Below are 19,996 nucleotides of genomic sequence, written 5' to 3' on the forward strand. Positions count from 1 at the left end.
AATTATAAAAATTCCGATTTATTTTTAGAATTCACTCCAATTGCAAATACTATATTTGCGGTTTTAAAGCCAAAATAAATATGAATTTTTTAACTTCTTGGAGTGGTGGCAAAGATAGTTGTTATGCCATGATGAAAGCCGTTGAACAAGGATTTACTCCTAAGGTTTTGCTCAATGTAATGAATGAAAACGGTAAAATTTCCCGCTCTCATGGTCTCCCTTTGGCTATTTTAAATCAACAAGCCTTACAATTACAATTGCCTTTAGAGGCTGTTGCAGCCACTTGGGAAGAATACGAGCCTAAATATATCGAAACCTTGAAAAGGATAAAAAACAATTATGCTATTGAAGCAGCTGTTTTTGGTGACATCGACTTACAAGCTCATAAAGATTGGGAAGACAAAGTATGCGCTGCAGCTGAACTCAAAGCCATTTTACCTCTTTGGCAACAAGACCGCCTTCAACTCGTATATGAAATGCTGGAGAACGGTATCAAAACCATGATTGTGTCCTGCAATGCCCAAATGGGCGAAACTTATCTAGGTGAAATACTTACTCTTGAATTGGCTCAAGAATTACAACAAAAAGGAATCGACCCTTGTGGAGAAAACGGCGAATTTCACACTCTAGTACTCGATTGTCCATTATTTCAAAACGAAATTTCTTTACCAGCCTATACTACCACTTTGCACAATAATTATTGTTTTGTGGTTTGGGATAATTCTTTTTTATAGAAGTTGTTTTTCATTGGGATTTCTATTTTTTTACCCTATATAAAGTTTTTTCATTGCTGTCAGGGCTAGACCAATGGGACTTTAATTTTCAGTTCTATAGTGCTTGTTAATTTTTTCATGGTGATAACCATCTAAAATACAACTACATACTAATTTATAGTAACCAAAAATAAAATTGTTAAATAAAAAATAAATTTAATACTATCTTTGCCGCCGTATTGAGGTTGCTGTTTTTTCAATTTTAAAGCAGCATTAAAAGGGAATTAGGTGAATGATACCAACAAATAGACATTCGTTTTGAAACGTTTTCTATTTATAATCCATAATCTGGAATCATAAATCCTAAGCTGTACCCGCAACTGTAAGCTATTAAGCTTGTTGTTATCTACAACACCATTGTCTGCCGTGGCGGATGAGAAGGTAAACAACAAGACGCAAGCCAGGAGACCTGCCTAATACATCGAGTATCAAACTTTCGGGAAAAAAGGTTTGGGTATGGGTAATTCTATGCTTTTCTCCCATTATTAATCCTGTTGTGGTTATAACCACAGCAAAATGTTTTTAATAAAATGAACAACAAAATCGTTCGTATTAGTGCACTATGCCTAATAATGGGTGCAACAGTATTTGCACAAAAAAAAGGAGTTATAGCAACTCCAAGTGAACTAGAAGAAGTAGTTATTACGGATTCTAAATTTGCAATGACAAAGGAAAAATCAGGTAAAGTTATTGTCAAAATTACAGCCGCTGATTTAGAAAAAAAACAAGGACAAACTTTAGGCAATGTTTTGAGTTCTGTTGCGGGTCTTGAAATCAATGGAAATCAAAGTAGTCCCGGAAAAAATCTTAGTTACTACATACGTGGTAGCCGTAGCCGACAAACTTTAATTATTATTGATGGCGTGCCTGTATCAGATGCATCAGGGATTAATTTTGATTATGATTTGCGTTTGATTCCTATTGAACAAGTAGAAAGTATCGAAATTATGAAAGGAGCTTCGAGTACTTTATACGGTACAGGTGCTGCATCAGGTGTCATCAATATTACTTTGAAAAAAGGAACAAATAAAACCATCTCTGGAAGTACTTACCTCAATTTGGGCACACAAAACACGGCTGATAAGCGTTCGTACAGTCCTGCCGAAATCAACCAAGGAGTGAGTTTTGGTGCTAAGGAAGAAAAAATAAATTATTTTGCTGCTGTGAATGCTACAGGAGCTTCTGGAATTTCAGAAGCCAAAGGCGATAACTTTGAGGATGATAAATTTTCAAGAGTCAACGCATTGGTTAAATTTGGCGTAAGCCCAACTAAAAAAATAAACCTTGATTTCTTTGCCAATTATGACCGAATGAGAAACGAGTTTGATAAAGGTGCTTTTCAGGATGACCCTAATAATTTTAATTTATCTGAACAGTATCGTATCGGTTTGTCACCTAAATTTAAGTATGACAATGGGGAATTAGTCCTAAACACAAGTGGGAATCTTATTGCGAAAGAACTTTTGAATTACGGGACTACCACCCATTACAAATCCAGAAATACCAATATTGACCTTTTCAATAAATACAGGATTATTCCAGATTTATCTTTAGTTACTGGACTTCAATATCAATTTTTTGAAATGTCTATCAATAGTATTTATACTGCTATTTCTAATAAGTTTGCCAAATTCAATTTGGTTGATCCTTATTTAAATGTGGTTTATACTTCTCCTTTTGGTCTTAATCTTAATGCAGGAGCACGTTTGAATAATCACAGTGATTATGGCAACCACATTGTGTATAACATCAATCCATCTTATAATTTTCAGGACCTACCTTTAAAACTTTTGGCTTCTTATAGTACGGCTTACATCACACCAAGTTTATACCAATTGTATGATGCCTATGCAGGGAATACAGATTTACAACCAGAAGAAAATGCTACTATCGAAGCTGGTTTTGAAGTTTCATTATGGAAAAATAAAATTACATGGAATACTGTAGGGTTTTATAGAGAAGAAAAATCGGCAATTGAATATTATTCAAATCCAATAACTTATGCATCTTCCTATTTTAATGCCGATGGAAAATACAATGCCAAAGGTATCGAAACAGCTTTTCGTATTGCATTAGCAAACCATTTGAATTTTAATGCCAATTACACCTTCACCCAAGTGGAAGAAAAAGCGGTAAACAATACATTTCCTAATGTAAGAGCTAATTTGTACAATCCAAAGCATAAAGTAAATCTAGCTATGGATTATGATATCAGTAACAACGCTTCAGTTGGGATTTCCTACCAATACTTAGATAAAAGAGATGGTTTTACAGGTTATCCTCCTGTAGTATCGGTATTAGATGCTTACCAATTAGTAAATGCCTTGGTGAAATTTAATGTTATTCCTAATAGGCTTTCAATATTTGGAACAGTTACGAATATTTTTAATGAAAATTTTGTTGAAACAGTAGGCTACAGTACTCGAGGGCGAAATTTCAAAGCGGGGATGACTTTCTTGTTTTAATCCATAAAAAAATCGGAGTAGGTAATACTCCGATTTTTTTTATTGTTCTACAAAGACGTGCACTTAATCAATCGCTCTTTTAGTAATGTCATCAAAAGCATCAATACGTCTGTCTCTAAAAAATGGCCAATTTTGACGTACATTTTCTTGTAAATCCAAATCAACTTCGGCAATCAAGATTTCTTCTTTATCGTGCGAAGCTTGTGCTAAGATTTCCCCTTGAGGTCCTGCAATAAAGGATGCTCCCCAAAATTCGATTCCCGCTGTACCTTCAATATATTGTTCTAGTCCAATGCGGTTAGCCGCAGCTACATAAACACCATTAGCAACAGCATGTCCTTTCATAACGTTCATCCATGCGCCGTATTGGTTTTCACCGTATTGGGCTTTTTCTTGTGGATGCCATCCAATAGCTGTAGGGTAAAACAAAACTTCGGCACCTTTTAGAGCGGTCAAACGAGCTGCTTCAGGATACCATTGGTCCCAACAAATTAATGTTCCCACTTTTCCTTTTTTCGTTGGAATCGTTTTAAATCCTAAATCTCCAGGAGTGAAATAGAATTTTTCATAAAAATGAGGATCGTCTGGAATGTGCATTTTTCGGTACAATCCCGCTTCACTACCATCGGTATCAATAATGTAAGCGCTGTTGTGGTAGATGCCAGCCATTCTTTTTTCGAAAAAAGGAACAATAATCACCACTCCTAATTCTTTCGCCAATTCGCTAAAAGCAATAAAGGAAGTACTGTACAAAGGTTCTGCTAACGCAAAATTATCTACATCTTCACTTTGACAGAAATAATGGCTGCTGTACAATTCTGGAAGTGAAATAACTTCGGCTCCTTGACTCGCTGCATCACGCACCCAACTAAGGCATTTTTTCAAATTGTTTTTGGCTACGTCATTTAAATTCAGTTGAATTACAGCGATTTTATATTTTTTATTTGGCATATTTTCAATTTTAGACTGCAAAAATAAGTATTTTATAAAGAGTAGAAAAAGAGGAACCCAAAAATTAACTTCACGTTAGGTCGGTTTGATGCATCATTGCCTGTATTTAATTTTAGTCAGAAACCAAAATTAGAAACAAAAACAATGTATTTTTGTATGACTATCATATAAAAAAACTTCCTATGAACCGATTGATACCTTTAGCTTTTACCTTAATTATTTCACTTTGCTTTGTACAACCTACGTCAGCCCAAAAAGATATCAATAAGTTAGTCCAAAACATGCAAGACGCTATGGGAGGAATGAAAAATTATAACAACACCAAATACATTCAATGGGATTTTGGGAAACGAAAATTATATTGGAACAAATGGACAGGAGATGTGAGGGTAGAAAATCCTGAGGCCAATCAAGTAATTTTGGTTAACATCAATACATTAAAAGGGAAAGCGTATGAAAATGGCAACTTGATTACTGATGAACAAAAAACGACCAAATTACTTCAACAAGCACAAAAATGGTGGATTAATGATTCGTACTGGCTCGTAATGCCTTGGAAGTTGCAAGATCCGGGTGTGCATTTATCCTATGTTAAAACAGCTAATTTACCAGATGGGCATACTGCCGATGTTTTGCAACTCACGTTTAATGCTGTGGGCGTTACCCCTGAAAATAAATATTGGGTATATATCGACCAAAAAGAACATTTGATAAAACAATGGTCTTATTTTAAAAAGTATGACGATGCAGAGCCTAAATTTACTTTGGCTTGGGATAATTATCAAAAAATGGGAAATATTTTATTGTCTTTTAATCGCTCACAAGGTGCGGGTGGTCCTAAAAATGTAGTGGTTAAATCTGATTTTGACGAAAGTCTTTTCACAAAACTGTAAAAACAGACCCCAAAAGAGATTGTTTTTTACAATCTCTTTTTTATTAGTTTAAATTTCAATCGATTATAGCATCATTGTTTCTAACAGTAATTCTTGATTCAAACTTTTATCATTGATAAAGGTTAAAAAGGGATTATCGTTATATTTGCTATTCTTATTAAACACGATTATTCATGTCTTTGCAAACCAAATTTGACACCTTAGCTAAAAAGTTAGAAGGTACCCTGTTATATGATGAGCTACACAAAATACTATACGCAACAGATGCTTCTGCTTATAAATTAGTTCCTCAAGCGGTAGCGTTACCCAAAACGGTTGAGGATATTGTAAAAATAATTTGCTTTGCCAAAGACCATCAATTATCAATTACTCCTAGAACGGCAGGGACATCGCTGGCAGGGCAAACGGTGGGCAACGGAATCGTAGTCGATGTCTCCAAGCATTTTACCAAAATTGTTTCTTTTGATAAGGAAAATAAAACAGTAACGGTGCAACCGGGTGTGATTCGGGACGAATTGAATTTGTTTTTAAAACCTCATGGATTGTTTTTTGGCCCTAATACCTCCACTTCAAATCGTTGTATGATTGGAGGAATGGTAGGAAACAACTCTTCTGGAACTACTTCCATTCGTTACGGTGTAACCAGAGATAAGATTGTAAAAATCAAAGCCGTTTTGAGTGATGGTTCCCAAGTGGTTTTTGAAGAAATTACTTCAGCCGAGTTTATCGAAAAAACCAAAGGAGATACTTTAGAAAATCAAATTTATCGAACGTTATACGAAGAACTATCGGTTCAAGCGACACAAGACGAAATCAAAAAAGAATTTCCAAAACCTGAAATTCACAGAAGAAATACAGGTTACGCGGTAGATATTTTATTAAAATCAGATTTATTTGGTGGTACGGAACCGACAATTAATGTAGGGAAATTGCTTTGCGGAAGCGAGGGAACTTTGGCCTTTACCACCGAAGTGACCTTAAAAGTAGATGATTTACCTCCCACAAATAATGTGATGGTAGTGGCGCATTTTTATACCATTCAAGAGAGTTTGGAAGCCGTTGTGGTAGCCATGAAGCATCATTTGTACACCTGTGAAATGATGGATGACACCATTCTTGAGTGTACCAAAACCAATAGAGAACAAGCCAAAAACCGATTTTTTATTGTGGGCGACCCCAAAGCGGTGATGATGTTTGAAGTAGGTTCGTACGAAAGCATGGAAGAGGCCGAAAAACAAGCGGATGCCTTGATAGCCGACTTGGAAAAAAATAACTTTGGGTATGCTCTGCCAAAAATTTACGGTGGTGATATTGACAAAATCAATGAATTGCGCAAAGCAGGTTTGGGCTTGTTAGGAAGTATTGTAGGTGATGATAAAGCCGCCGATTCGATTGAAGATACAGCGGTGGAATTAAGTGATTTACCAAATTATATTGCTGATTTCTCAGCTATGATGGCACGTCATGGGCAAAGCGCAATTTACTATGCTCACGCTGGCGCAGGGGAGATCCACCTGCGTCCTGTTTTGAATCTAAAAACCAAAGAAGGTGTTTATCAATTTAGAAATATAGCTACCGAAGTAGCCCATTTAGTAAAAAAATATAGAGGGTCTTTGAGTGGAGAACACGGGGACGGAATTGTACGTGGCGAGTTTTTACCCTTTATGATTGGGGAACAGAACTATGAATTGTTGAAACGATTAAAATTGGCTTTCGACCCCCATTCGGTTTTGAATATGGGCAAAATTGTCAATGCCTTAAAAATGGATGAAAACCTCCGTTTTGAACCCGGTAGAGTAGAACCAGAAATTGAGACGATTCAGGATTTCTCAGACAGTCTAGGGGTTCTTCGAGCCGCTGAAAAATGCAACGGTTCTGGCGATTGCCGAAAACTACCATCGGCAGGTGGTACGCTTTGTCCGAGCTACCGCGCCACCCGAAACGAAAAAGACACCACTCGTGCTCGTGCCAACGCCTTGAGAGATTATTTGACCAATTCTGATAAAACCAACAAGTTTAACCATGAAGAATTGTATCAAGTTTTTGATTTGTGTGTAAGCTGTAAGGCTTGCGCCAGTGAATGCCCGAGTAATGTAGATATTGCTTCCTTGAAAGCTGAGTTTTTATACCAATACCAAAAAGCAAATGGTTTTTCGTTGCGCTCACGTATTTTTGCTAATAATGCCAAACTGAATCATCTTGGTAGTGGTTTTCCGTCCTTTACCAATTGGGTTTCTAATTTGTCAGTGGTTAAAAAAATGATGGGAGTGGCTCCTAAACGTGAAGTTCCCCATTTAGCTAAAATCACTTTTAGAGATTGGTACGAAAATCAAAAAGAATCTGTAATTCAAGATACTTTAATCAACAATAAAGTGTATTTGTTTTGTGATGAGTTTACCAATTATTACGATGTGTCTGTAGGAATCGATGCTTTCGAATTGTTGACTGCCTTAGGCTACGAAGTGGTTATTTTAAACCATGAAGAAAGCGGTAGAGCCTATTTGTCCAAAGGATTTCTGGAAGAAGCTAAAGAAATTGCCAATATCAATATCGAAATTTTTAGTGCTGTAGTAACCGATGAAGCACCGTTAATAGGAATTGAGCCTTCAGCGATTTTATCATTTAGAGACGAGTATATTCGTTTGGCTGAGGATAAAACTAAAGCGGAAAAACTAGCCAAAAATGTTTTTACTATTGAAGAGTTTTTTAAAAATGAAATCCTAAAAGGAAACATCACCCCAGCGTCGTTTACTGATGAAGTTAAGGAAATTAAAATTCATGGTCATTGCCATCAAAAAGCATTGAGTACTATTGAGGCTACTTTTGCGATGTTGAATCTTCCTAAAAACAATACGGTAACCATTTACAATTCTGGTTGTTGTGGTATGGCAGGTTCTTTTGGGTACGAAAAAGAGCATTATGATATCAGTATGCAAATGGGGGAAGATACTTTATTTCCTAAAATTAGAGCTACTGCCGAAACCACTGAAATAGCTGCGGCTGGGACCAGTTGTCGCCATCAAATTTATGACGGAACCAGTCGTAAAGCACAGCACCCAGTAAGCATTTTGAGAAAATGTTTGCGATAAATACATCAAACCCAGATTTTACCTAAAAGTCTGGTTTTTTTTTCTTTTTTATTCATTTGCAAAAGCATTTTTTTGATAATTATCTGTTTTTAAAAATAACTTTTGAAAGAGAATAAAATCTTAACTATAAAAATGCAATTTATAAAGACAGGATGTTATTTTTGTTCTGTTGTACTTTTTTTATTCTATAAAAATAATCACGTTTTAATTCCACTTGAAAACCACACATTATGAGTCATTTATTAAAAGGAGATAAGAAATTATTGAATGCATGGGCCTTTTATGATTGGGCCAATTCGGCTTATCCACTGGTAATAAGTTCTGCGATTTTCCCCATATTTTATAATGCCTTATTTGATGCTAAAAATCCTTATCTCACGGTTTTTGGTTATCATTTTAAAAACTCGGCTTTAATTAGTTTTGTCACAGCGGTTGGTTTTTTAGTAGTAGCATTTATTTCGCCCTTATTATCTGGAATAGCGGATTATGTGGGGAATAAAAAAAGTTTTATGCAATTTTTTTGCTATCTAGGGGCTTTATCATGTATCGGTTTAAATTGGTTTAGTTTGGATTCCATTTATTTTGGATTGCTTTGTTACTTTTTGGGCTTAATTGGTTTTTGGGGAAGTTTGGTCTTTTACAATTCTTATTTGCCTGATATTGCTTATCCTGAGCAACAAGATGCTATTAGCGCCAAAGGATATTCGTTAGGGTATTTTGGTAGTGTGTTGTTGTTAATGGTCAATTTAGGTATGGTGATGCAACCTGAAGCATTCGGAATTTCAAATACGAGCGGAAGCGCTGCTATAAAAGCGATGCAATATTCTTTTGTAACCGTGGGAATTTGGTGGATTGTATTTAGTCAATATACTTATTATTATTTGCCTAAAGGAAATCGAAGCACATCAAAAAAAGTAACTACCTCCATTTTATTTAACGGTTTTAAAGAGTTGAAAACAGTATGGGCAATTGTGAAACAAAATGTTATTTTACAAGGGTATTTACGCAGTTTTTTTGTTTACAGTATGGCTGTACAAACTGTGATGTTGATTGCCACTTATTTTGGCGCTCAAGAAATAGCTTGGTCCTCTGAAAGTGAAAGCACAACGGGGTTAATTATTTGTATTTTGGTCATTCAATTAGTAGCGATAGCAGGCGCTTTTATAACTTCGTATGCTTCTGCAAAATTCGGAAATATTCCCACACTTGTAGCTATAAATAGCTTTTGGGTGTTGCTTTGTATAGCGGCATATTTTATTACACAACCTTTTGAGTTTTATATAATGGCAGGTTTAGTAGGACTGGTTATGGGAGGGATTCAATCTTTATCACGTTCCACGTATTCAAAATTATTACCTGAAACCAAAGACACAGCTTCCTTTTTTAGTTTTTACGATGTGGCTGAAAAAATCGGAATTGTAATCGGAATGTTGGTATATGGTTTAATTGACCAAATAACAGGAAGTCCACGATTTGCGATTGTTTTCCTAGCTTTGTTTTTCTTAACTGGAGTAGTATTGTTAATTCAATTACATAAAAAAACAAAATTAACCTAGTACACTTCCATGCACTAGTGCCTAAAAAATATTTTAAAACAAGTGGTGTACAAAACCGCAAGATGCCTCAATTATTTTGGCACAAAGATTGACTTTAAACAGTAAAGAGAGTACTAATGAAGTTGTTAGTATTTGATTATCAATAAAATATAACACTATAATTTTAACTTTGTGATTAAATATATTCCTATTTAATGACAAAATGACTCAAAATAATTATGTCAAATCATAAAATAAGTACAATTGACAATCTGTCACTTCAAGAATTGGATTCCCAAGCAGAATTAATTCCGTTATTGACCCCAGAGGACGAAGAGGAAATGATGAATGAGGTTTTGCCAGAAACAATTCCTATTTTGCCCCTTCGCAATATGGTGCTTTTCCCAGGAGTTGTAATTCCGATTACAGCGGGTCGAGATAAGTCAATTAAGTTGATTGATGATGCGAATGCTGCTGGAAAAATAATTGGAGTAGTAGCCCAAATCAATGAAGATATAGAAGAGCCTACCAAAAATGATATCCACACCATAGGTACAGTAGCACGTATTTTGCGCGTGTTAAAAATGCCTGACGGAAATACTACCGTCATTTTACAAGGAAAAAAACGTTTTGAAATTACAGAAGTACTTTCAGAAGAACCGTATATGTCAGCCACAATCAAAGACATTCTTGAAAAAAGACCTAAAGGAAAAAATACGGAATTTTTGGCTATTTTAGATTCTGTAAAAGATGTGGCTATCCAAATTATCAAAGAAAGCCCTAACATTCCTAGTGAGGCAACTTTTGCTATTAAAAATATCGAGAGCCAGTCTTTCTTAATCAATTTTGTAACTTCAAACCTGAATTTATCTGTTAAAGAAAAGCAAGATTTATTAGCTATTAATAATTTAAAAGACAGAGCTTTAGAGACTTTAAAATACATGAATATTGAGTTGCAAAAATTGGAACTCAAAAACGATATTCAATCTAAAGTACGCTTTGACTTAGACCAGCAACAAAGAGAATATTTCTTGCACCAACAAATGAAAACCATCCAAGAAGAATTGGGGGGCAATTCACAGGAAGAAGAAATAGAAGAAATGCTTGCCAAGTCCAAAACCAAAAAATGGGACGACAAATGTCAAAAGCATTTCGAAAAAGAAGTTTCCAAAATGCGACGTATGAATCCACAGGCACCTGATTTTGGAATTCAAAGAAATTACCTAGAATTGTTACTTGAATTGCCTTGGAATGAATATTCTGTGGATAATTTTGATTTAAAACGCGCTCAAAAGATTTTAGACAGAGACCACTTTGGTTTGGAAGATGTCAAAAAACGAATGATAGAACATTTGGCTGTTTTGAAGTTGCGTAATGATATGAAATCGCCCATTATTTGTTTAACAGGACCTCCTGGGGTAGGAAAAACTTCGATTGGTCGTTCTGTTGCCGAAGCTTTGGGTAGAGAATACGTGCGTATATCTCTTGGAGGATTGCGTGATGAAGCAGAGATTAGAGGGCACAGAAAAACCTATATTGGCGCTATGCCGGGTCGCATCATTCAAAGTTTGAAAAAAGCAGGAACTTCTAATCCTGTTTTTGTATTAGACGAAATTGACAAATTATCCAATAGCAATCAAGGTGATCCTTCATCAGCCTTATTGGAGGTATTAGACCCTGAGCAAAACAGTGCTTTCTATGATAATTTTGTAGAGTTAGGTTATGATTTATCCAAAGTGATGTTTATTGCAACATCTAACAATATGTCATTGATTCAACCTGCCTTGCGTGACCGTATGGAGGTAATAAAAATGTCAGGATATACTATTGAAGAAAAAGTAGAAATTGCCAGACAACATTTATTTCCAAAATTACTAAAAGAACACGGACTGACTTCCAAACAACTGACTATTGGTAAAAAACAATTAGAAAAAATTGTTGAAGGTTATACCCGAGAATCAGGAGTGCGTGGTTTAGAAGCTAAAATTGCACAAGTAATTCGTAATGCCGCTAAATCTGTCGCTATGGAGGAGGAATACAACAAAAAAGTAACCGATGCTGATATTGTACAAGTTCTTGGTGTACCTCGTTTAGAAAGAGACAAATACGAATCTAACGATGTGGCAGGTGTGGTTACTGGTTTGGCCTGGACAAGCGTAGGAGGAGATATTTTATTTATTGAATCGTTGATTTCTCCAGGAAAAGGGAGTATGACCATTACGGGTAATTTAGGTACTGTAATGAAAGAATCGGCTACTATTGCGCTAGAATATATTAAAGCCAATACTGAATTTTTAGGACTAGATAGTGATGTTATAAATAAATACAACATCCACTTGCATGTACCTGAAGGTGCCACACCAAAAGATGGTCCAAGTGCTGGAATTGCTATGTTGACTTCACTAGTCTCTTTGTTTACACAAAAAAGAGTGAAAAAGAGCATTGCAATGACAGGTGAAATCACTTTGAGAGGAAAAGTTCTGCCAGTAGGAGGTATCAAAGAAAAAATTTTGGCAGCAAAAAGAGCCAACATCAAAGAGTTGATTTTATGTCACGAAAACAAAAGCGATGTGGATGAAATTAAACCTGAATACATTGAAGGGCTTACCTTTCATTATGTAAAAGAAATGAAAGAAGTACTAGAAATTGCAATTACTGATCAAAAAGTAAAAAACGCTAAGAAATTATAAAACACTACATTAGAGTGACTGTAACAAAACCAAAATATGGGATGATTTTATATCCCTAATTTTGGTTTTGTTTTTTATTGTTTGATTTTCAATAAAAAAGCAACTAGTTATATATAATAATTTTATCTTCGCAAACGCGTTTTATACTAAAAAACAACTTGGGGTTTCAATAAACTTCCAATGAATAGGAATATCGGGAATACTTTTACTCTTTTAAAAGGCTTACAGTAAAAATGCACCGTATTGCTCAACCAATAGAGTCATTTATAGCATGTTAAAAAAGCATTTAGTTTATTTGTTTTTGTTTATAAGTTCATTGTCTTATTCACAAATAGGCGGTAAGAATGTGTACCAATTTTTAAGTTTAGTCACTTCCCCAAGACAAGCTGCTCTTGGTGGTAAAGTGGTTACGTTATATGACCAAGATGTAAACCAAGGAATTTTTAATCCCGCATCTATCAATCCTGAGATGCACAACCATCTTTCCTTAAATTATGGCAATTATTTTGGTGAAGTAACCTATGGAACTGCTTCGTATGCCTACACTTATGACCGACATTTGCAAACATTTCATGCAGGAGTTAATTATGTTAATTATGGAAATTTTGAGGGTTATGACGAAAACGGAGAACAAACTGCTTCTTTTACAGGAAGTGAAATTGCTTTATCTGGCGGGTACTCTTATAACATTCCTTACACTTCATTGTATATTGGTGCCAATGCTAAATTGATTTCGTCCAACTTAGAAACATATTCCTCTTGGGGTGGTGCGATTGATTTAGGTGCGGTTTATATTGATGAAGCCAATGATGTCAACTGGGGTTTTGCTATTCGAAACATTGGAACACAATTCACAACTTATTCTGGAATACGAGAAAAATTACCCTTAGAAATTATTTTTGGTGTGTCGCAAGAATTAGAACACGTTCCCATACGCTGGCACTTGACACTCGAAAATTTACAACAATGGAATATTGCTTTTGCAAATCCTGAAAGAGCTGAATCGTCATTAGATGGCACCACTCAAGAAGAAAAAGTATCCTTTTTAGGCAATGCTTTCAGGCATGTTATTGTAGGAGCGGAGTTATTTCCTAAAAAAGGATTTAATTTGCGATTGAGTTATAATTTTAGACGTGCTCAAGAATTAAAAATAGTAGAACAACGTAATTTTTCAGGCTTTTCAGTAGGTTTTGGATTAAGAATGAACAAATTAAAATTTGATTATTCTTATTCAAGATATACTTTGGCTGCAAATACAAGTTTGTTTGGGTTAACCATTAATTTTCAATAAAACATTTTGGCTTCAAAAATCACCATAGCAATAGATGGATTTTCATCAACGGGCAAAAGTACTTTAGCTAAACAATTGGCTAAACAACTAGAATATGTATATGTAGATACCGGTGCAATGTATCGTGCAGTGACTTATTTTGCTATGCAAAACGGCTACATTACACACGATTATTTTGACAAAGAGTCTTTGGTTCACAGTTTGCCTTTTATCCGTTTGCAATTCGAATTTAAACCTGAATTGGGTTTTGGCGTTATGGTATTGAATGATATAGTTGTAGAAGAAGAAATTAGAACTATTGAAGTTTCTGGATTTGTAAGTAAGATTGCAGCTGTTGATGAAGTTCGAACTAAATTAGTGGAGCAACAACAAGAAATGGGAAAAGGAAAAGGCATTGTGATGGATGGAAGAGATATTGGAACGGTAGTTTTCCCGAATGCAGAACTCAAAATTTACATGACTGCCAGCGCAACTACTCGCGCACAAAGACGTTACGACGAATTAATCCAAAAAGGAGATGACGTAAGCTATGATGAAGTGTTCCAAAATGTAGTAGAGAGAGATTATATTGACACTCATAGAGCCAATTCTCCATTGGTAAAAGCCGCCGATGCAATAGAAATTGACAATTCTAACATGACCAGAGAAGAACAATTAGCATTGGTGTTGGATTTAGTTCAAAACCTTAACAATTAAACATTTTGGCTTTACTAGGAAATAAAATTTTAGCAAAGCCAAAAGGACAATTCAATCAAGAGATTACGGTTTTATCGATATAATCTGAATTTAAAAGATACAAAGCACCCATGTATTGAAGTGTAAAACTGATAAGGTCTCCTATTTTATATTCTTTAGACGAATGGGTTATATCTATCACTAACATGTCTGAACTTGCATCAACAATGGTGATGCTTTCGTCTTCAGGTTGTAAATATTGAGGTTGCATGTCTAATAATCCTATATCGAGTATGGCCCGGAGCGAAGTAGTACTATAATCCACATCCTCAGCTACCGCAAAAGCATTTCCTGCTACATTTTCACCGAGTTCACCAGTGGGTGTGTCGGGTTTTTCGGTTATTTCAATGATTTCAGCAAAAAGTTTGAAAACATCATGATGCATTCCTGTGATGGTTTCTCCTGTAAAAAGATCTTTTCCAAAAAACAAAGCTTCTCCAATTCTAAAGTGATTGACAGCCATAGGGCGCGCATTTTTTAAAATCAAAGGGACAGCAACAGATGTGCCACCAGAAACCCAAGGAATACTGATGTTAAATTTTGCTTCTATCAATTGTTTGTATAAACTCAACTGAATAAGTTTATCCTGAGTAGGCATAACACCACTTAAACAATTTAAGTTAGTTCCAATACCTCTAATTTCGATATTGGGTAATTTTAAAATTTCGCCATAAAAAGCCACTAACTCTTCTCCCATGACACCTTCTCGCAAATCGCCCATCTCAATCATAATGATGATTTTATGGATTTTATTTTGTCTTTGTGCTTCTTCTGATAGCAATTGAATAGTGTATTTTTCGGTATTAAAACTCACATCGGCATAACGCACTATGGGTTCAATACTTCTTTTAGCTGGTGGTTTGATATAAACGGTTTGTATATTAGGATTAATCTCTTTAATTTTTTTAAGATTGCTTACCCGTGAATCGTGTATTTCTGTTACACCAAGAGCAATTACTTCCTGCAAGTAAATTGTATTTCCACATAATAGTTTGGAAACAACACCCCACTCAATTTTTTTGGACGAAAAAAGCGAGTCCAGATAATGATAATTCTTTTGTAATTTGTCTCTATATAGTTGTATAAAAGCCATTAGTCGGTTATTTTTCTTGGGATTGTTTTTGAAATTCGTGTTAGTAATTCATAATTTAATTGGTTACTCAAATCACTAAATGAAGCCACTGAAATGGAAATGTTGTCTTGTCTTCCAATAAGAATAACTTCGTCTTCAATTTTTGCATTTGAAATATCCGTGACATCAACAGTCATCATATTCATATTGATAGAGCCCACTACCATACAGCGATGTCCTTTGATTAAAACCCGCCCTTGATTGCTTAGTGAACGACTGTATCCATGGGAATATCCTATTGGGATTACCGCAATTGTCATTTTTCTTTCGGCCAAAAAGCTGTTGCCATAACCAATAAATTCTCCAGCTTGTACTGTTTTAATATTCATGATTTTGCTCTTCCAAGTTATAACTCGTTGCAATGGGTCCACTTTGCTTTTTTTAGTATTGAGATAATTGACAAACACTTCAGGACTTGGCCACAAACCATATTGCATAATCCCAATTCGAACCAAATCCATTCTAGTTTGTGGAAACATAATAGAAGCTGCTGAACAAGCAGAATGTTTGATTTCAGGTTTCAAATCGTGCGCCACGATAATCTGATGCATTTCTTCAAACTTTTTAATTTGTTTGTCGATGCGATAGTAATTAGCAATACTTTCGGCTCCTGCATAATGCGTACAAATCCCCTTGAATTCAAAATATTCTTTTTCTTTTTTCAAAATTGCAATAAGAGAACCTAGCTCTTTTTTGTCAAAACCTGTACGATTCATTCCTGTTTCCAATTCGATATGAATCTTGGCTTTTTTCTGAAACAACTTAGCTGTTTTTAAAGCTTTTAGCAATCGTTTTTTTTCAAATACAAAAAATTCTACTTCATTCGTAATAACCCATTCCATATCTTCATCAGTAACTAATCCCATAACCATAATAGTTACTTTTTGGTTCAAATGAGCATGAATTGTTTTAGCTTCTTCAACATCAAAAACCGAAAAATGATTTACTCCTGCCGCATAGGCCATTGAGGTAAACGAATAAATCCCATGTCCGTAGGCATTTCCTTTGACAACCGAAGACAATTGCACTTTGGAGCCAAAAGTTTTTCGCAAAAAAGCAATGTTGTTCTTTAAAGCATTCTGGCTGAGTTCTATAACTGAATTAGTATGCATGCGTAATTTCTTTGACAATTTGATGAAAGACGGCAACCCCTGTTGGAATGATATCGTCAGGAAAATCATAGTCAGGATTGTGCAATGCAGGTGTTTCTATTCCTGAACCTAAACCAAACATAGCACCTGAATAATGTTGGGTAAAAATCCCAAAATCTTCCCCCCAAGTAAAAGGAAATTCTTTTTCATGAATATCCAATGCATGGTGCTTGGCCGCAAGACGAACATAATCCACCGCTTTAGGATGGTTTTCATTCGCATGAAAACTTTGTGTCCAAGATAGAATAGGCTCAAGTTGGTATTTTTTGGCGATAGATTGTGCTACATTTTCTAGTGTGGCTTCTAATTTTCGCATGCGTTCGTTACTGTCACTTCGCACAGTAAAATGAATTTCACCATAACCCGCCGAAACGCCATAGGCTTTTTTTCCCATTTTTGAATAAATAGGAGTGAGGATGCAAAAATTTTCTTTTGTGGCATCTGCTTGGTTTTGAGCTAAAAACTGTGTAGTAATTTCAGCCATTGCCATAGCCGGATTAATCCCTTTCTCTGGTTCTCCAGCATGCGAAGTTTTGCCCTTGAGTACAATGATTATACTATTAACTGCACAGGTAAAAGTGTTGTTTTTAACTACAATTTGGTTTTTAGGATATCCTGGTAAATTGTGTAATGCAAAAATATAATCTGGTTGTAAAACCTTAAAGCGAGTATCGGCCAAAATACGAACAGCACCACGGCCGTCCTCTTCAGCAGGCTGAAACAATAAAACTACTTTTCCAGCTTCAGGTCTCGTGTGATGTAAAAGAGTCGCTAATCCACATAAAATACTCATGTGTCCGTCGTGTCCGCATTTATGTGAGACCCCTTTGTTGACTGATGCATGCTCAAAAGTATTGATTTCTTCAATTGGAAGTGCGTCTAACTCTGTCCGGAAAACTAAGGTTTTCCCTTTTTTAGTCCCTTTATAAACGGCCAAAATTCCAGTTTCACCCACTTGGTTAATGATTTCGTCAGGAGGATAATTACGTAAAAAAGCAGTAATTCGTTCAGCAGTATTCTTCTCATTTAAAGCTACTTCTGGATGTTTATGTAAATCTTTACGCAAAAGCGTTAATTCATTTGTGTTTAAATTCAAAAGCTCCATTGTTTAGTTATTTAATCAAACGCATTTCAAGGTACTTATTAGTAAATCCTAGTTTTTCATACAATCCTTTAGCTGGATTATCAGGCTCCACATGAAGTGCGATAGCTCCGTCTGTGATTTCGATAGCTTTTTGCATGAGTTTTTTACCGTATCCTTTACCTCGTTGGCTGTTGTCCACTGCAATGTAAACCAATATATTTTCAGGAATAAAACCTTGCATGCCGGTATTATTCAGTATTGTAATCCCAACTATTTTTCCTTCGTCGATTCCAATGACTATATTTCCGCCCTTGTTTGGATCCATCACATACTGAATACATTTCAAAATATCGGAAATTTTATCGCCGTATTGCTCGAGATGAGTAAAAAGAAATTGTGCAATGACTTCGTTAGTATATTTTGAATCTTCTCCTGTAGTGGTGTTAATTATTTTGAATTCCATGTTGTTTTTTTATTTTTAGTACTGTGATATAATGATAAGGTCACAAAAACGAGGGCAGAAAGGCTGATACCGTAAGCGTTTGCATCCAAATTTTGTGAAAGTTGTATTCCTAAAGGTAGTTTATTTTTTGTTAGTATTAAGAATAGGGTGGTGCTCCCTCCCAGCACCATACTCCAAAATGCTGCAATGGAGTGGCTTTTTTTCCAAAATAGAGCTCCTATCACTGGTACAAACAAACCAGACACCATGAATGCATACGAATACAGCATGAGTTCTAATACATTTTGCATTTGGGAAGCCAACACAATGGCAAAAATCCCCACTAACAAGGTTACAATTTGTGACATTTGCAATTCTTTTTGATGGGTTAACTTGGATTTAAAGAATTTACCAATAATATCGGTTACAATATTTCCTGAAGCGGCCATCAAACAACTATCTGCTGTGGAGAGAATAGCTGAAAAATAAGAGGAAAGCATCAACCCCATTAAACCTACAGGCAAAATAGTAGCCAATAAAACAGGTAATCCCATTTCGCTATCCATACTTGCTGCATCCGAAATTCCAAAGAATAAGCCTTGATTGGCGGCTACTTTGGCCAATAAACCTAAAATAACACCCATGAAAGCCATAATAGGCCACTCAAAAAATCCTGCAATAAACCAAGCCTTTTTAGCTTCTTTTTCATTTTTACTCGCATAAATTCTTTGGTACAATGTCATCCCTACAAACCAAATAGGAATGATGGTTATTGACCAATTTAAAATTTGATATCCTGAAATATGGGTCAAAGACAAATAATTGGAAGGAAGTGCGTTTTGAATGGCTTCATAACCACCTACTGCATGATAAGCTAAGGGAATCCCAATAAAAACAAGACCACAAATCAAAATTATCCATTGAATGGTATCAGTATAAATGACCGCTTTCAAACCGCCAATGGCAGTATAGACAACAGCAATAAGTCCCATGATTATTAATGCCGTCTGTACGTTTAATTGGGGTATGGTTGCCGAGGCTAATTTGGCTCCAGCCAAAACCTGCGAACTGGTAAAACCGATGTAACCAATTGCTGAAATGACTCCTGCCAGCAGGGCTACTTTTGAGGAATAAAAGTGATTAAAAATTTGTGGAAATGTGAAAAATTTATGTTGATGGCCTAATTGACTTATCTTTGGGATTAAAAAAACAGCGCTCAACCAAGCACCAAGTAATCCTGTAAACAACATCCAAGAACCAGACAATCCCATCGAAAAGCCCAAACCTCCAAGCCCGATGGAAAATCCACCTCCCACATCTGTTGCTACAACAGACAACCCAATATGCCAGCTGTTCATGTTTCGACCACTAACATAAAAATCTTCTGCGGTTGTGTTTTTTTTATAAAAATAATAGCCAACTCCAAGCATAGCCAGCATATAAACGATAAAGATTGTATAATCTATTACGTGCATGGTTTCGTATTTCAGATTGTTTTAGCCTGCAAAGAGAATTTTTCTCACGGCAATGAATGCAATAATTGCATATAATGGTGGTTTTTCAGTTTGATTTCGACCAAAAGAAATCATAGAATGGCAGGAGTGAAAGACTAGAAAAGAATCACAATAAACCCTGAAAACCGAATAATTTGCTACAAATATAAGGATTTATATCTAAATAGGCGGAAAAGGGCTGGGACGAACCAGTTTGGGATTTACTAGTTAATAGGTTAAGAGATTAATGGTTGATGTTTTTTTTTTTTTTT

At 35.5% G+C, this 19,996-nt stretch carries 14 protein-coding genes and 1 riboswitch; of the genes, 8 read left to right on the forward strand and 6 right to left on the reverse strand.

Translation table 11 applies throughout. The features are described 5' to 3' along the window. Positions 1–80: 80 nt before the first annotated feature. Both K5R64_RS05990 and K5R64_RS05995 read left to right on the forward strand, forming a co-directional pair. Entirely contained in the window at positions 81–734 is a 654-nt protein-coding gene (locus tag K5R64_RS05990) for a diphthine--ammonia ligase (RefSeq protein WP_220761806.1), read from the forward strand. A gap of 204 nt (positions 735–938) precedes the next feature. Further along, positions 939–1,205: riboswitch (cobalamin riboswitch) on the forward strand. Positions 1,206–1,303: 98 nt separating this feature from the next. Then, a complete protein-coding gene (locus tag K5R64_RS05995) occupies positions 1,304–3,238 on the forward strand; it encodes a TonB-dependent siderophore receptor (protein ID WP_255580310.1) in 1,935 nt (644 codons plus the stop codon). Between the two features lie 63 nt (positions 3,239–3,301). Here K5R64_RS05995 and K5R64_RS06000 read toward each other — a convergent pair whose 3' ends face one another. Continuing rightward, positions 3,302–4,189: a carbon-nitrogen hydrolase gene (locus tag K5R64_RS06000; protein WP_220761809.1), complete on the reverse strand. Its 888-nt coding sequence runs from the start codon at positions 4,187–4,189 to the stop codon at positions 3,302–3,304. A 182-nt stretch (positions 4,190–4,371) separates the two neighbouring features. On the opposite strand from K5R64_RS06000, the gene K5R64_RS06005 reads away from it, so the two are divergent. The 6 genes from K5R64_RS06005 to cmk all read left to right on the forward strand — a co-directional run bounded on the left by K5R64_RS06005 (position 4,372) and on the right by cmk (position 14,383). After that, a complete protein-coding gene (locus tag K5R64_RS06005) occupies positions 4,372–5,082 on the forward strand; it encodes a hypothetical protein (RefSeq protein ID WP_220761811.1) in 711 nt (236 codons plus the stop codon). Positions 5,083–5,255: 173 nt separating this feature from the next. Continuing rightward, positions 5,256–8,171 carry an FAD-binding and (Fe-S)-binding domain-containing protein gene (locus tag K5R64_RS06010; protein WP_220761813.1) on the forward strand — a complete coding sequence of 972 codons (2,916 nt, stop codon included), beginning with the start codon at positions 5,256–5,258 and terminating at the stop codon, positions 8,169–8,171. A 230-nt stretch (positions 8,172–8,401) separates the two neighbouring features. Then, the gene (locus K5R64_RS06015; RefSeq protein WP_220761814.1) at positions 8,402–9,727 is read left to right on the forward strand and encodes an MFS transporter; all 1,326 of its coding nucleotides are present in this window, start codon (positions 8,402–8,404) and stop codon (positions 9,725–9,727) included. A 218-nt stretch (positions 9,728–9,945) separates the two neighbouring features. Next, positions 9,946–12,396 (forward strand): endopeptidase La, encoded by a 2,451-nt coding sequence (gene lon, locus K5R64_RS06020; RefSeq protein WP_220761815.1) that lies wholly within the window; start codon positions 9,946–9,948, stop codon positions 12,394–12,396. 271 nt (positions 12,397–12,667) lie between these two features. Continuing rightward, positions 12,668–13,687 (forward strand): type IX secretion system protein PorQ, encoded by a 1,020-nt coding sequence (gene porQ, locus K5R64_RS06025; protein WP_220761816.1) that lies wholly within the window; start codon positions 12,668–12,670, stop codon positions 13,685–13,687. A gap of 6 nt (positions 13,688–13,693) precedes the next feature. Beyond that, positions 13,694–14,383, forward strand: a complete 690-nt coding sequence (cmk, locus tag K5R64_RS06030) for a (d)CMP kinase (RefSeq protein ID WP_220761817.1) — start codon at positions 13,694–13,696, stop codon at positions 14,381–14,383. 55 nt (positions 14,384–14,438) lie between these two features. Here cmk and K5R64_RS06035 read toward each other — a convergent pair whose 3' ends face one another. The 5 genes from K5R64_RS06035 to K5R64_RS06055 are packed head-to-tail and all read right to left on the reverse strand — an operon-like array spanning position 14,439 to position 19,706. Further along, positions 14,439–15,515, reverse strand: a complete 1,077-nt coding sequence (locus tag K5R64_RS06035) for an alanine/ornithine racemase family PLP-dependent enzyme (RefSeq protein WP_220761818.1) — start codon at positions 15,513–15,515, stop codon at positions 14,439–14,441. Beyond that, complete coding sequence (alr, locus tag K5R64_RS06040; RefSeq protein WP_220761819.1) at positions 15,515–16,666, reverse strand: alanine racemase; 1,152 nt, start codon at positions 16,664–16,666, stop codon at positions 15,515–15,517. Before alr ends, K5R64_RS06035 begins: the two co-directional genes overlap by 1 nt. Then, entirely contained in the window at positions 16,656–17,810 is a 1,155-nt protein-coding gene (locus K5R64_RS06045; protein WP_220761820.1) for an amidohydrolase, read from the reverse strand. Before K5R64_RS06045 ends, alr begins: the two co-directional genes overlap by 11 nt. 7 nt (positions 17,811–17,817) lie before the next feature. Beyond that, on the reverse strand, positions 17,818–18,252 hold the full coding sequence (locus tag K5R64_RS06050) for a GNAT family N-acetyltransferase (RefSeq protein ID WP_220761821.1): 435 nt from the start codon (positions 18,250–18,252) through the stop codon (positions 17,818–17,820). Next, positions 18,237–19,706, reverse strand: a complete 1,470-nt coding sequence (locus tag K5R64_RS06055) for a sodium:solute symporter (protein WP_255580311.1) — start codon at positions 19,704–19,706, stop codon at positions 18,237–18,239. The genes K5R64_RS06050 and K5R64_RS06055 overlap by 16 nt, the downstream gene beginning before the upstream one ends. Positions 19,707–19,996 lie beyond the last annotated feature (290 nt).

The sequence above is a fragment of the Flavobacterium sp. UMI-01 genome, from assembly GCF_019656315.1.
Classification (GTDB): domain Bacteria; phylum Bacteroidota; class Bacteroidia; order Flavobacteriales; family Flavobacteriaceae; genus Flavobacterium.

Coding starts and splice junctions, on each gene's coding strand:
- K5R64_RS06050 (WP_220761821.1), bottom strand. CDS start 18,252: ATGGAATTCAAAATAATTAACACCACTACAGGAGAAGATTCAAAATAT.
- K5R64_RS06055 (WP_255580311.1), bottom strand. CDS start 19,706: ATGCACGTAATAGATTATACAATCTTTATCGTTTATATGCTGGCTATG.
- K5R64_RS06015 (WP_220761814.1), top strand. CDS start 8,402: ATGAGTCATTTATTAAAAGGAGATAAGAAATTATTGAATGCATGGGCC.
- K5R64_RS06035 (WP_220761818.1), bottom strand. CDS start 15,515: ATGGCTTTTATACAACTATATAGAGACAAATTACAAAAGAATTATCAT.
- K5R64_RS06010 (WP_220761813.1), top strand. CDS start 5,256: ATGTCTTTGCAAACCAAATTTGACACCTTAGCTAAAAAGTTAGAAGGT.
- alr (WP_220761819.1), bottom strand. CDS start 16,666: ATGCATACTAATTCAGTTATAGAACTCAGCCAGAATGCTTTAAAGAAC.
- lon (WP_220761815.1), top strand. CDS start 9,946: ATGTCAAATCATAAAATAAGTACAATTGACAATCTGTCACTTCAAGAA.
- K5R64_RS06045 (WP_220761820.1), bottom strand. CDS start 17,810: ATGGAGCTTTTGAATTTAAACACAAATGAATTAACGCTTTTGCGTAAA.
- K5R64_RS05990 (WP_220761806.1), top strand. CDS start 81: ATGAATTTTTTAACTTCTTGGAGTGGTGGCAAAGATAGTTGTTATGCC.
- K5R64_RS06005 (WP_220761811.1), top strand. CDS start 4,372: ATGAACCGATTGATACCTTTAGCTTTTACCTTAATTATTTCACTTTGC.
- K5R64_RS06000 (WP_220761809.1), bottom strand. CDS start 4,189: ATGCCAAATAAAAAATATAAAATCGCTGTAATTCAACTGAATTTAAAT.
- porQ (WP_220761816.1), top strand. CDS start 12,668: ATGTTAAAAAAGCATTTAGTTTATTTGTTTTTGTTTATAAGTTCATTG.
- K5R64_RS05995 (WP_255580310.1), top strand. CDS start 1,304: ATGAACAACAAAATCGTTCGTATTAGTGCACTATGCCTAATAATGGGT.